The organism is Amycolatopsis sp. NPDC114505 (genome assembly GCF_055633615.1).
Map to the genome: position 1 here is coordinate 41,953 of NZ_JBVKDV010000006.1, position 12,983 is coordinate 54,935.

Below are 12,983 nucleotides of genomic sequence, written 5' to 3' on the forward strand. Positions count from 1 at the left end.
CACCCGTCCGTGCGAGCCTGGTTTGGTACGTCGGTACGAGGAAAGGTTCGACACGGGTGATTGCGAAGGCTCCCGCCCCGGCTCCCGGCGCGGACACCTCCGGTGATCCCTACCTTCCCGCCCACGGCAACGGCGGCTACCGGGTCCGCCACTACGACCTGAACCTCGACTACAAGGTCGCGCCGAACCGGCTCTCGGCGTCGGCGGCGATCACCGCGGAGGCGACGCAGGCGCTTTCCCGCGTCAGCCTGGACTTCGGCGAGTTCCGGATCAACCGCGTGCTGGTCGACGGGAAGCCCGCGAAGTACCTGAAGCGCGGGGTGAAGCTGCACGTCAGGCCGGCGAGGTCGATCGCGGCGGGTGCCGCGTTCACCATCGAGGTGCACTACGTCGGCAACCCGCGCCCGGTGCACAGCCGCTGGGGCGACGTCGGCTGGGACGAGCTGACCGACGGTTCGCTCGTGGCGAGCCAGCCGGTCGGCGCGCCGTCGTGGTTCCCGTGCAACGACCACCCGGCGGACAAGGCGACCTACCGCGTGACCGTGACGACGGCGTCGCCGTACCTGGTCGCGGTCACCGGCAACCTGGTCGACCGCTACACCGCGGCGAGCACCACGAGGTGGGTGTACGAGCGTCCCGAGCCGACCGCGACGTACCTGATGAGCGTGCAGATCGGCCGCTACGACGAGCTCGAGCTGTCCGGCCGCGGCTGGTTCCCGCACACGGGCGTGAGCGCGCGCCGGCTGATGGTCGGCTTCGGCCACGGCCGCATCGATTCGGTCCTCGAGTCGGTACCGCAGCGGGCCGCCGTGCCCCCGCGGCTGCGTCGCCTCTTCGAACGCGACTTCGGCCGGCAGGGCCGGATGCTGGAGATGCTGCAGCGGCTGTTCGGCCCGTACCCGTTCGGCGAGTACGTCATCGTCATCACCGACGACGACCTCGACGACCCGATCGAGGCGCAGGGCATGGCGATCTTCGGCGCCAACCACGTCGACGGCCGCCGCACGCACGAGCGGCTCGTGGTGCACGAGCTGGCCCACCAGTGGTTCGGCAACAGCCTGACGGTGGCCGACTGGCGTCACATCTGGCTGAACGAGGGCTTCGCGACCTACGCCGAGTGGCTGTGGTCGGAGGAGTCGGGCGGGCAGTCCGCGCGGGAGCTGGCCCGCGCCTGGCACGCGCGGATCAAGGCCAAGCCGGCGGACGTCCGGATCGCCGACCCGGGCGTGGCCCGCATGTTCGACGAGCGCGTCTACAAGCGCGGGGCGCTGACGTTGCACGCGCTCCGGGCGGAGATCGGCGACCCGGCGTTCTTCGCGCTGCTGAAGGCGTGGACGGGCGACCACCGCCACGGCCTGGTGACGACCGAGGGGTTCGTGGCCATGGCGGAGGCGTACGCGGCCCGGTCGCTGGACGCGTTCTTCGACCGCTGGCTGTGGACGCCGGCGCTGCCCCCGCTGCCGGCGGCCTAGGACCCGCCGCGGGTGGCGTCGACCAGCCAGACCGCGCCCGGGATGCGAACCCCTTCGGGCGTCTCGAACGCTTCGAGCCCCGCCCGCAGGTGGTCCCGCGTCCGCGCCACGACCTCCGGGTCGAGTCCGGCCAGGTTGGTGCGGACCGGCCCCTGGCCGAGGATGAACTCGGCCGCGTCGGCGGCGTCACGGCCGTAGTCCATCGGCGCGGTGACCGGCTCGATCCGGATGCCGGTGAACCCGGCCGCTTCGAGCACTTCGCGGATGCGGGCCGGGTCGACCAGTGAGCCCATGCCGCGCGAAGCGGGCGACGGTGCGCGCAGCAGGGGCTTGAGCGCGCTGGTGGCGCGGGCGTAGTCGCTGTCGGGCCCGCCGCCCTGCGGGCCGATGAACACCAGCCGCCCGCCCGGCCGCAGCCCGCGAAGGATGTTGGCGAACGCGGCCACCGCGTCCTCGAAGAACATCACCCCGCCCCGGCTGATCGCGACGTCGAAGCCGGCGTCGGGGAAGGGGTGGACCTGGGCGTCACCCTGCTCGAACCGCACGTTGGCGAGGTCTTGGGCGGCCGCGTCGGCGCGGGCGCGTTCCAGCATCGGGGCCGAGAGGTCGACGCCGACGACGGTCCCGCGGCCGGCCTGCCGCGCCGCCAGCAGCGTGACGTGGCCCGTCCCGCAGCCGACGTCGAGGACCCGGTCGGCCGGAGCGATCGCGGCGGTGTGGAAGAGGGCGTCGTTGAAGGCGCCGACGATCGCGTTGTAGCGGGCGCGGTTCTGCGCCCAGTGCGCGCCCTCCCAGCCGTTCCAGGCTTCGGCTTGCCGGGCGTTGACGATGGCCTGCATGGGTTCCTCCGTTACTAGAGTCGTACTCTAGATGTACACTCCAGTGATGGAAGAGCGCAAGAAACGCGTCCGTGACGCCCCGCGGACGCGCAGGCGCATGCTGGAAGCGGCTCGCGACCTGTTCCTGAGCAAGGGCTACGGCGCGACGACCCTCAAGGAGATCGCCGACCGGGCCGGCGTCGCCGTGCAGACGATCTACTTCACCTTCGGCAACAAGCGGGTGCTGCTCAAAGAACTGGTCGACGTCGCGATCGCGGGTGACCTCGAACCGGTCGCGACGATGGACCGGCCGTGGTTCCAGGAGGCGCTCGCGGCCCCGACCGCCGAAGCGCACCTGCGCCTGCACGTCCGCGGCACGCGCGGGATCCTGGAGCGCGTCGCCCCGATCGTCGAGATGCTGCGCGCGGCCACCGCGGCCGACCCGGCGCTCGCCGGGCAGTGGGACGCCGACGTCGACCCGCGGTTCGCCGTCCACCTCGAAGCGGCGCGGTCCCTCCTGGCCAAACCGCGGGCCCGCGCCGGGATGAGCGCCGAGCACGCCGCCGACCTGCTGTTCGGCGTGCTCAGCCCGGAGCTCTACCAGGTGTTCGTCCGCGACCGCGGCTGGTCGCCGGAGCGGTGGGAGACCTGGGCGGCCGACACCCTGGCCGCCCAGCTCTGCGCAGTCGCCTGACTCCCTGTCACGCTGGATACATCGGATGTCTCTGCGGCTTTCTGGGTGAACAACCCTGGCCTTTTGGGACTCTGTCTGCAAACATGGCCGCACGCCGCCTGTGGATCTCGTGAAACGTAGTATGAATCCGAAAGGATGCTTCATGGACGCAGTGTCGCGGCGAACCGTGCTCCGCTCTGCCTCGGTCGTGGCGGGGGCCGCCGCGTTCGGGGGACTCTGGGCTCGTGCGGCCCCGCCCGCGCTGGCGGCCGGGAACCCGCACCGGGACGTCGCCACGGACGCGCGCATGGTCTGGAAGCGGCTGCCCAAGAACTGGCAGGAGGGCCCGTTCCTCGCCAACGGCTACCTCGGCGCGCAGGTCTACGCCGGGAAGACGCCGCAGGTCCTCAAGGTGATGCTGAGCCACACGCAGGTGCAGGACCAGCGCGTCCAGTGGGAGGCCGGGATCGGGCTGTCCCGGCTGCCGATCGGCTACCTCACGCTCACCTTCGCCGGCGCGATCACCGCCGTCGACTGGACGCTCGACCTCTACAACGCCGAGCTCGGCGGCACGATCACCACCACCCAGGGCTCGGTCGCGTTCTCCGCCGTCGTGCACAACGACCTCGGCGTGCTGCTCGTCTCGCTGACGCCGAGCGCGGGGGAGGCCGGCGCGGCGTGTGCGTTCCAGCCGCTGGAGTCGGCGACCACCCGGACCGTCCGCAAGCCGCCCGAGTACGTCGCCAACCCGGCGCCCGGGCTCGGTGACGGCTACTGCGCGCAGCCGATGCTCGCCGGCGGCGGCTACACGACCGCGTGGCAAGAACGCACGATCGGGGGACGACGGCTGCTCGCCGCGACCGTCGCCTACAGCTTCCCGGGCACGACGCACACCGCGGACGCCCTCGCGAGCGTCCGGAAAGCGCTTGCCGCGAACCCGGACGCCCTGCTCGCCCGGCACCGCCGCTGGTGGAACGACTTCCACCGGCGCAGCTTCGTTTCGGTGCCGGACAAGCAGGTCCAGCGGTTCTACTGGATCCAGCTCTACAAGATCGCCGCCGCCACCCGCGCGGGCGGGCCGGTCGTGTCCGAGTGGGGCCCGTGGTTCCCCGAGGTCGGCAACAGCTGGACCGCGGTCTGGTGGAACCTCAACGTCCAGGTCACCTACCCGATCGTCAACAGCAGCAACCACCCCGAGCTCGACGCCGTCACCGAGACCTTCCGGCGCGACCACGCGAACCTGGAGACGTCCGTGCCGCCGGCCTACCGCGACGGCGACACCTACGCGCTCTCGCACCCGGGCGACTGGCGGCTGCGGCCCGGCGGCACGCGCTCGGTCGGCGTCCCCGGCACGACGTCCAAGACGGACCAGACCGGGAACCTGTTGTGGGGCCTGCACAACGTCTGGCTCGCCTACCGCCACCACCTGGACCGGCGGGTGCTGCGCGACGTCCTGTACCCGACGCTGGCGAAGGCGCTGAACTTCTACCGCCACTTCCTCTTCACCGGCCCGGACGGGTCCCTGCACCTGCCGCTGACCCGGTCGCCGGAGTACGCCGACGCGCCCGACTGCACCTACGACCTGTCGCTGATCCGGTGGGCCGCCCGCACGCTCGTCGACACCGCGCGGATCTTGTGCCTCGACGAACCGCGCGTGCCGATCTGGCAGGAGATCGGCGCGAAACTGGTGCCCTACCACGAAGACCCCGCGAACGGCGTCCTGATCGGCGACGGGGTTCCCCTGGCGGAGTCGCACCGGCACTTCTCGCACCTGCTGTGGTTGTACCCGTTGCGGGAGAAGGTCTGGGACCGTCCCGGTGATCGCGACGTCATGACCCGGACGTTCAACCACTGGACCGCCGACCAGAAGGCCTGGCACGGCTACAGCTACGCGGCCGCGTCGTCGATGTCCTCGGTGATGGACGCGCCCGAGGAAGCGTTGCGCTACCTGAAGTTCTTCCTCGACCGGAACATCGTCGCCGAGACCGAGCTGACCGCGAACACGATGTACCGCGAGGGCTCCAACTTCGCGATCGAAAGCCCGATCACCGCCGCGCAGTCCCTTGTGGACATTCTGATGCAGGGGTCCGGCGGGGTGCTCAAGGTCTTCCCGTCGGTGTCGGCGACCTGGCGCGACGCGTCGATCGCGGGCCTGCGCGCGGAGGGCGCGTTCCTCGTGGACGCCTCGCGCCGCGACGGCAAGACGGAGTTCGTCCGCGTGCACAGCGAAGCCGGCGAGCCGCTGGTGCTGCAGCACGGCGTCGCCGGGGACGTCGACGTCCGCGACGAGCACGGCCGGCGCCTGCCGTGGCGCCCGGCCGGTCCCGGGCGGATCGCGATCGGGCTGCGGCGCGGCGGCACCGCCGTCGTCACCCCGCGCGGCGGGCGGCCGGACCTCGCGCCCCGGGACGTCCCCGCTCTCGGCCCCGCGCCGGCGTGGGGCCTGCCGAGCTGAACCCGCTTTCGACAAGGAGGTCGGAATGGACATCACCCGAAGGACCGTGCTCGGCGGCGCGCTCGCCGGGCTGGCCGCGGCCGGCTTGACGCCCGGACTCGCCGAAGCCGCGCCCGGCGGCGACGACTTCGGCTGGGCCGGGTTCCTCGGCACCGCGGACCTGTACTGGCGGCGGCTGCCGAAGACCTGGTACGAGGGCCCGTTCCTGGGCAACGGGTTCCTCGGCTCGGGCATCTACGCCGAACCCGGGCGGAACGCGATCCGCTTCAACGTCCAGCACAGCCAGGTCCAGGACCACCGCCCGGAGTTCGGCTCGCTGTTCGGCCTGGCCCGGCTGCCGATCGGGTACTTCACCCTCGAACCCGTCGGCGCGATCACCGCGGTCGACTGGCGGATGGACCTGTGGAACGCCGAGCTGACCGGCACGATCACGACCGCGGCGGGTAGTCTGAGCCTACGCGCGATCGTCCACACCGGACAGTCGCTGCTGGCCGTCGAGATCCGGCCGTCCGAAGGGGAACGGGCGTTCCAGTGGGTGTTCCACCCGGCGGCGGCGGTCAGCCCGCGCGCCGACCCGGTGTGGAACAAGCCGCCGCCCGCGGGCTACACCGCGAACCCACCGGTGCAGCTGAGCGGCAGCGGGGACGCGCGGCTGGCCGTCCAGCCGTTGCTGGCCGGCGGCGAGCACGTGACGGCCTGGCGGGAGGTCACCCGCGGCGGCGCGCGCACGCTGTATACGTCGGTGGCCTGGTCGCACCCGGCGAAGACGTCGGCGGCGCGGGCGCTCTCGGCGGTGCGCCGGGCTTCTTCCTTCGGTGCGCTGACCCAGGACCACCGGCGCTGGTGGCACGACTACTACCGGCACAGTTTTCTGTCCATTCCGGACACCCGGCTGCAGAGCTTCTACTGGATCCAGCTGTACAAGATCGCGTCGGCGGCCCGGCGGGAGGCGCCGGTGATGGCGACGTCCGGGCCGTGGCTGGAGAACACGCCGTGGCCGGCGACGTGGTGGAACCTCAACGTCCAGCTCGAATACTGGCTCATCCACGGTTCCAACCACCTGGAGCTGGACGCCGTCAGCTACGCCCTCGATAAGTACCGCGCGAATCTCAGCAGCCAGGTGGCGACGCCGTACCAGGCCGACTCCGCGGGCATCCCGCGTACGACGGACATGACGCTGCTCAACGGCGTCTCGAACGCCACGAGCGGGTTCCCCGTCGGCGTCCCGGGGCAGGACCCGCCGACGCCGGAGGTCGGCAACCTGACGTGGGCGCTGCACAACGTGTGGCTGTCCTACCGCCACACGATGGACCCCGCGTTGCTGCGGGACACGCTTTTCCCGTTGCTGCGCAAGGCGATCAACTACTACCTGCACTTCCTCGCGCCGGGCCCGGACGGGAAGCTGCACCTGCCGCCGACGTTCTCGCCCGAGTACGGCGTCGACGCCCCGGACTGCAACTACGACCTTTCGCTGATCCGCTGGGGCTGTCGCACGCTCCTGCGGACCGCGCCCGGCGATCCGCTGGCGGCTCGGTGGCGGGACGTCCTAGCGTCGCTGGTGGACTACCCGGCCGACGCGAACGGGTACATGATCGGCGCCGGCGTGCCGTTCGCGAAGTCGCACCGGCACTACTCGCACATGCTGCAGATCTACCCGCTCTACGACGTCACGTGGGAGCAGCCGGAGCACCGTCAAATCATCGAGACGTCGCTGAACCACTGGGTCGGCTTCGAGGGGGCGCTGCAGGGGTACACGTTCACCGGCGCGGCGTCGATCTCGGCCCAGATGCTGCGCGGCGAGCAGGCGGCGTTCTACCTGGGCGAGCTGCAGCGCCGGTACATCCAGCCGAACACGATGTACAAGGAGTCGGGCCCGGTCATCGAGACACCGCTGTCGGCGGCGAAGTCGATGCAGGACATGCTGGTCCAGAGCTGGGGCGGCGTGGTCCGGCTGTTCCCGGCGGTGCCGGAGGCCTGGGGCGACATCGCACTGCGGGACTTCCGGACGGAGGGGGCGTTCCTGATCGGCGCGTCGCGCTCGGGTGGGAAGACGCGCTGGCTGAAGGTCCACAGTGAGGCGGGAGCGCCCTGCGTGCTGCGGCCGGGCATCGAGGGAGAGCTGACGGTGACGGACGCGCGTGGTCGTGCCCGACACTGGCGGCGGCTGCCCACCGGCGACGTCCAGGTCGAGCTGGGCCGGGGCGAGGACGCGTTCGTGTACCGGAAGGGGGACCGCCCGGACTTCGGGGTGCGGCCGGTCGCGCCGGGCGGGGCGAGCGAGCCGTGGGGGTTGCCGTGAGGGAGTGATCGGGCCGGCTTTCCGCGTTCGTGCCCGGGAGGGCCGCCCCGCGCGGCAGAATGGGCCCCCTGACGAGGGGAGCGGGGATGAGCGAGCCGGGGCCACCGGGGGAGCGGCCGGGCGGGGATGGACCGGATGGGCCGGACGGGGCGCCGCCGGGTCCGCAGCCGCCTGCTCCGGGAGAGGTCGTGGGTGGGTCGCCGCCTCCTGCGGGGAATGCCGGGGATGGGCCGCAGTCGCCTGCCGCGGATGAACCGCAGCCGCCTTCCGCCGGGAACGCCGTGGGTCAGTCGCAGCCGCCTGCCGCAGGTGAGCCGCAGCGGCCCGCGGCGGGAGATGCCGCGGGTGCGCCGCAGTCGCCTGCCGTGGGCGGGCCGCAGCCGTCCGTTCCGAGAGATGCCGCGGGCGGGTCGCAGTCGCCTGCCGCCGGGAATGCCGCGGATGGGCCGCAGTCGCCCGCCGTGGGTGAGCCGCAGGCGCCTGGCGCGGGTGAGCCGCAGCGGTCCGCGGCGGGAGATGCCGTGGGCGGGTCGCCGCTGCCTGCTCCGGGAGATGCCACGGGCGGGCCACAGCCGCCTGCCGGGGGTGCGCAGCCGCCCGCTCCGGGTTATGCCCAGGGCGGCCCGCAGCCGTTCGCTCCGGGAGCCCCCGCGGGTGGGCCACCGCCGCCCGCCGCGGGGTATGCCGCAGGCCAGCCGCAACCGCCCGCTCCGGGGTACGCCGCGCGTGGGCCGCAGCCGCCCTACCAGCAGTTCTCCCAGTACCCGCAGTGGCAGCCACCCGTGCCGCCGAAGAAGACCTCGCCTGCTGCCGTTGTGCTGATCGTCGGGTCGATCTTTGTTGTCATCCTGATGGCGCTGGCCTTTCTGGCCTGGGGATACCCCGGCTTCCTGCGCGAACCGGACGGCAAGAGCGCCGTCGGGAGCGCGCCCACGTCGTCGCCGGGGTTCAGCTCCTCGCCGCCGACCTCCGTCACCCCGAGCGCCGCCTACACGGTGCCCAGCATCGGCTCGGCCCGGCTGCCGAAGCGCGCCAAACCCCTGGCCGACCCGGTGACCTGCGCCTTCACCCCGGACTCCACGTCACCCGCGCCGAAGAAGGTCGCGCCGCCGCCCGACGGTCCGGCCTCCTCGACCGGCTCCGTCCCCGTGCGGCTGAGCACCAGCGCCGGCGAGATCGGCCTCACGCTCGATCGCGCGCTCGCGCCCTGCACCGTGGTCAACTTCGTGAGCCTGGTGAAGCAGGGGTTCTACGACGGCACGTCGTGCCACCGCCTGTCCGTGACGTCCGGGCTGCAGATGCTCCAGTGCGGCGACCCGGTGGGCGACGGCACCGGCGGCCCCGGCTACTCGATCCGCGACGAGCTGTTCCCCGAGCTGACGTACGGCCGCGGCGTCCTCGCCATGGCGAAGACGGCCCAGCCCGACTCGGGCGGCTCCCAGTTCTTCCTAGTCTTCGGCGACGTCGAGATCTCACCGGAGTACACGGTCTTCGGCAGCATCGACGACGCGGGCCTCGGCGTCCTGGACCACGTCGCCCGCGGCGGCATCGACACCTCCCGCCCCGGCATCGGCGACGGCAGCGGACCGCCGAAGATCCCGGTCACCTTCACCCGCGTCACCACCCCGTGACGAAAGAGGCATTACGCGTGATTGCAGGGGCATCACGCGTGATCAGAGAGGCATCACGCGTGTCTGGAGGGGCATCACGTGCGATGCCCCTCCAGACACAGGTGATGCCCGCTCAAGCACGCGTGATGCCTCTTCAATCACGGTCCAGGAGTGACTTCAGGGCCGTGAGGAGGTCGCCAGCGGCCTGAGGGGAGGCCGAGTGGTGGCGCCAGGCGACGTAGCCGTCGGGGCGGATCAGGAGGCAGCCGTCCTCGTCGATGCTGCTCAGCCGGGACCAGTCGCCGTACGCGTCGCGGCCTTCGGGGTCGCCGACGCGCACCGCGCGCACGTCGAGGCCCAGCTCGGCGCCCACCTTGGCCGCCGCGTCGCGCCACGGCGTGCCGGTCAGGCCGGTCAGGACCGTCCAGCGGCCGCCGCCCACGAGGTCCAAAGTGGACACCCGGCGCCCGTGCGGGCCGACCAGCCACGCGTGCGGCAGCTTCGCCCCCGGCTCGGTGCTCGGCCGGTGGAACAGCTCGGGGTCGCGCTCGGCAAGTGCCACGACCCCGTCGGGCAGCACCGCGCCCGAGGCGTACCGCTGATCCATCTCGACGCCGTGCGCGTTGAACTCGTAGTGCTTCAGCTCGATGGCCTTCTCCAGCTCACGCCGTTTCAGCGCGCCCTCGGCCGTGGGCGCGAGGCAGGTCTCGAGCCCGGCCGTGATGCCGTCGGCGTCGGTGCCGCCGGTGATGCCCAGCGCCGCGAAGATCGGCCCGAACTGGTCGCGGCTGAGGTTCGCGCGGTCGACGATCTGCTTGCCGACCGGCGCCCGCTCGGCGCTGTAGCTGTCCAGCAGCCCTTCACCCGCTTCGCCGCGAAGCACCATCGCGAGCTTCCACGCGAGGTTGTAGGAGTCCTGGATCGAGGTGTTCGAGCCGAGCCCGTTGGACGGCGGGTGCCGGTGCACGGCGTCCCCGGCGCAGAACACCCGCCCGGCGCGGTACTCGGTCGCGTAGTTGTGGTTGACCGTCCAGAGCGACGTCGAGGTGATCTCGACATCCAACGAAGGGTCGCCGACCAGGTCGCGCACCAGCCGCGTCGCTTCCTCGGCGTCGATCTCGGGCGGTTCCTGGGCGATGTCGTAACCCCAGGTCAGCAGCCATTCGTTCCACGGCCGCACCATCCGGACCAGGCCCATCCCGATCCCGCCGAGGTGCGCGCCGGGCCGCATCACCCAGTACAGGACGCTCGGCCGGTGCGCCACGTACGGCGCGAGGTCGGCGGTGAACGTGATGTTCATGCTGCCCGCCTTGCCGGTCTGCCCGGCGATCGGCAGGCCGGCCTGCTCGGCGACCCGGCTGCGCGCGCCGTCCGCACCGATCAGGTACTTGGCGCGCAACGTGAACTCGTCGCCGCGCACGCGGTCGCGGAACCGCGCGGTGACGCCCTCGGCGTCCTGCGTGAAGTCCAGGAACTCAGTGTCCAGACGGAGTTTCGCGCCGCGGGCGGCGGCTTCGCTCACCAGGATCGGTTCGAGGTAGGTCTGCGGCAGGTCGATCATGTGGCACGGGCTGGCCGCGGCGTACTCGGCCGCGGAGGAGTCGCCGGTGCCCCAGCTGCGGATGCGGCCGATCTCCGGTCCGGTCAGGGACGTGCAGAGCACGGTGTCGCCCATCAGCTCGGGCGGCGTGCCGACGGCGAGGGCCTTGTCTTCGACGCCGAGGTCGCGCAGCACCTCCATGGTGCGCTGGTTGGTGATGTGCGCGCGGGGCGTGTTGGCCGTCCAGCCGTACTTGGTGGCCAGCACGGTCGGCACGCCGTAGGTGGCGAGCAGCAGCGCGGCGGACCCGCCGGCCGGGCCGCTGCCGACCACGATGACGTCGGTGTCGTAGCTCATTCGCTGCTCCCTGAGATCCGGAAGGTGAACTCGAGCCGCTGCTCGGCGAAGTCGACGATCAACCCGTCCTTGACGCCGAACACGGTGTCGGAGTCGAGGTAGTCGCCGCCGGCGACGAACAGCTGCGTGATCAGCGTCCGGTAACCGGGCTTGGCGATCATGAAGTGGACGTGCGGCGCGCGGTAGGGGTGCCGGCCGACGGCCTGCAGCATCTCGCCGACCGGGCCGTCGGCGGGGATCGGGTACGCACTCGGCACGATGGTCCGGAAGCGCAGCCTGCCCTCGGCGTCGGTGCGGAAGCGGGCGCGCAGCACCGGGCCGTCGACCTCGGGCAGCTGGACGTCGTAGAATCCGTCCTCATTGGACTGCCAGACGTCGACGATCGCGTCCGGGACCGGCCGGTCGTCGGTGTCGGTGACCCGGATGTCCGTCCACAAGGGAGTCCCCGGCAGTCCCTCGGCCAGGTCGGCGCCCTGCGGGGTCTCCGGGGGACCGTCCACGTAGAACGGCCCGAGCACGGCCGACGGCGTCGTGTCCGGCGTCCGCGAGTTCGTCAGGACGTCGACGACGCTCGACACGCCGAGGGTGTCCGACAGCAGGATGAACTCCTGCCGCGTGTCGGTGGTGATGTGGCCGGCGCGGGTCAGGAAGCCGATCGCGTACTCCCACTCGTCCTGCGTGAGGTCGGTGCGGATCGCGTAGCCGTGCAGGGTCTCGACCAGGTCGGTGAGGAGGATGCGGACGCGGTCCGGGGCGGCGGCGAAGCTGTCGACGACCTGCTGCGTGAGCGCCTTGAGACTCGGGGGTGCGGCCGGGCGGGTGCCGTTCAGGGCCTGGCGGAGCAGGTCCGCCTCCGGCTCGCCGGCGATGTCGGCTTCGGTGAGCCCGAGCTCGGCCAGCGAGTGCGGGATCGGGAGGGCGCTCGCGAGTGCGAAGACGTCGCTCGCGTCGTCGAGGCCCTTATGCGCCATGACGTACGGGAGGAGCACGGCGTGCGTCTCCGCGTGCGGCAGGCCGAACTTGCCGCCGAGGAGGTGGCAGAGCTGGTGGTGCAGGCCCATCGAGACGGCGTCGAGGCAGGTACCGGCCAGCCAGGCGCCGCGCAGGGCGTCGGCGCGGGCGTCCACATCGGACGGATCTTTCGCTATGCGCGGCAACGCTTTCGTGAGCAGCCTCGTCGCCTCGGCGGCGAGCAGGTCGGTCATCGGGTTGGCGTCGGGGGCGTAGCGGGCCTCGACGGCGTGGGCGAGCGCGTTGAGCCCGCTGGCCGCCGAGACCGCCGCCGGCAGGGAAAGCGTCAGCTCCACGTCGTAGAGCACGGTCTCGGGCCGGACCTTCGGGGTCCGCTGGGTGGTCTTGCGGCCGTCTTCGGTCTGGCCGAGGACCGACGTCAGCTCGGAACCCGCGTACGTCGTCGGGACGATCAGCTGCGGCAGGTCGGTCCGCAGCGCGATCGCCTTGGCGAGCCCGGTGGCCGAGCCGCCGCCGATCGCGACCACGCCGTCGACGTCGTACTCCGCGACGACCTTGAGCGCGCGCTCGGTGACGTCGACCGGCGTGTGCATCGCGGCGTCTTCGAAGCGCGCGGCCAGCCGCGGGCCGAGCGCCTCGGCGGCACGGTCGGCGTACCGCGGGCGGCCGATCAGCAGGACCCGCCGGAGACCGAGCAGGTCGGCTTCGGCACCGACGGCGTCGAGCGAACCGAAGACCACCCGGACGGGGTTCGCGGCGTGGGTGAACGAGGTCATGCGGGGGAGTA

Annotated in this window: 8 protein-coding genes; 5 read left to right on the forward strand and 3 right to left on the reverse strand. The window is 72.0% G+C overall.

All coding sequences use genetic code 11. From position 1 onward, the window contains the following. Positions 1–56: 56 nt before the first annotated feature. Positions 57–1,472, forward strand: coding sequence for a M1 family metallopeptidase (locus ACZ7OU_RS46660; protein ID WP_470260199.1), 1,416 nt, complete (start codon positions 57–59; stop codon positions 1,470–1,472). On the opposite strand, the gene ACZ7OU_RS46665 is transcribed toward ACZ7OU_RS46660, so the two are convergent. Further along, on the reverse strand, positions 1,469–2,311 hold the full coding sequence (locus ACZ7OU_RS46665) for a class I SAM-dependent methyltransferase (protein ID WP_470260200.1): 843 nt from the start codon (positions 2,309–2,311) through the stop codon (positions 1,469–1,471). The two genes, ACZ7OU_RS46660 and ACZ7OU_RS46665, sit on opposite strands and share 4 nt — an antisense overlap. A gap of 46 nt (positions 2,312–2,357) precedes the next feature. On the opposite strand from ACZ7OU_RS46665, the gene ACZ7OU_RS46670 reads away from it, so the two are divergent. From ACZ7OU_RS46670 to ACZ7OU_RS46685, 4 genes are all read left to right on the forward strand, one after another. Then, positions 2,358–2,984 (forward strand): TetR/AcrR family transcriptional regulator, encoded by a 627-nt coding sequence (locus ACZ7OU_RS46670; protein ID WP_470260201.1) that lies wholly within the window; start codon positions 2,358–2,360, stop codon positions 2,982–2,984. 142 nt (positions 2,985–3,126) lie between these two features. Next, positions 3,127–5,418: a glycosyl hydrolase family 95 catalytic domain-containing protein gene (locus ACZ7OU_RS46675; RefSeq protein ID WP_470260202.1), complete on the forward strand. Its 2,292-nt coding sequence runs from the start codon at positions 3,127–3,129 to the stop codon at positions 5,416–5,418. A gap of 25 nt (positions 5,419–5,443) precedes the next feature. Continuing rightward, positions 5,444–7,717, forward strand: coding sequence for a glycosyl hydrolase family 95 catalytic domain-containing protein (locus ACZ7OU_RS46680; RefSeq protein ID WP_470260203.1), 2,274 nt, complete (start codon positions 5,444–5,446; stop codon positions 7,715–7,717). 851 nt (positions 7,718–8,568) lie between these two features. Continuing rightward, positions 8,569–9,348 (forward strand): peptidylprolyl isomerase, encoded by a 780-nt coding sequence (locus ACZ7OU_RS46685; protein ID WP_470260204.1) that lies wholly within the window; start codon positions 8,569–8,571, stop codon positions 9,346–9,348. A 133-nt stretch (positions 9,349–9,481) separates the two neighbouring features. Here the strand turns inward: ACZ7OU_RS46685 and ACZ7OU_RS46690 are convergent, their stop codons facing one another. Beyond that, positions 9,482–11,224: an FAD-dependent oxidoreductase gene (locus tag ACZ7OU_RS46690; RefSeq protein ID WP_470260205.1), complete on the reverse strand. Its 1,743-nt coding sequence runs from the start codon at positions 11,222–11,224 to the stop codon at positions 9,482–9,484. Then, complete coding sequence (locus ACZ7OU_RS46695) at positions 11,221–12,972, reverse strand: maleylacetate reductase and hydroxyquinol 1,2-dioxygenase domain-containing protein (protein ID WP_470260206.1); 1,752 nt, start codon at positions 12,970–12,972, stop codon at positions 11,221–11,223. Before ACZ7OU_RS46695 ends, ACZ7OU_RS46690 begins: the two co-directional genes overlap by 4 nt. Positions 12,973–12,983: the final 11 nt, after the last annotated feature.

What these genes read in the sequence shown, in the direction of transcription:
- ACZ7OU_RS46665 (WP_470260200.1), bottom strand. Translation starts at nt 2,311, where the DNA reads ATGCAGGCCATCGTCAACGCCCGGCAAGCCGAAGCCTGGAACGGCTGG.
- ACZ7OU_RS46670 (WP_470260201.1), top strand. Translation starts at nt 2,358, where the DNA reads ATGGAAGAGCGCAAGAAACGCGTCCGTGACGCCCCGCGGACGCGCAGG.
- ACZ7OU_RS46675 (WP_470260202.1), top strand. Translation starts at nt 3,127, where the DNA reads ATGGACGCAGTGTCGCGGCGAACCGTGCTCCGCTCTGCCTCGGTCGTG.
- ACZ7OU_RS46680 (WP_470260203.1), top strand. Translation starts at nt 5,444, where the DNA reads ATGGACATCACCCGAAGGACCGTGCTCGGCGGCGCGCTCGCCGGGCTG.
- ACZ7OU_RS46685 (WP_470260204.1), top strand. Translation starts at nt 8,569, where the DNA reads ATGGCGCTGGCCTTTCTGGCCTGGGGATACCCCGGCTTCCTGCGCGAA.
- ACZ7OU_RS46690 (WP_470260205.1), bottom strand. Translation starts at nt 11,224, where the DNA reads ATGAGCTACGACACCGACGTCATCGTGGTCGGCAGCGGCCCGGCCGGC.
- ACZ7OU_RS46695 (WP_470260206.1), bottom strand. Translation starts at nt 12,972, where the DNA reads ATGACCTCGTTCACCCACGCCGCGAACCCCGTCCGGGTGGTCTTCGGT.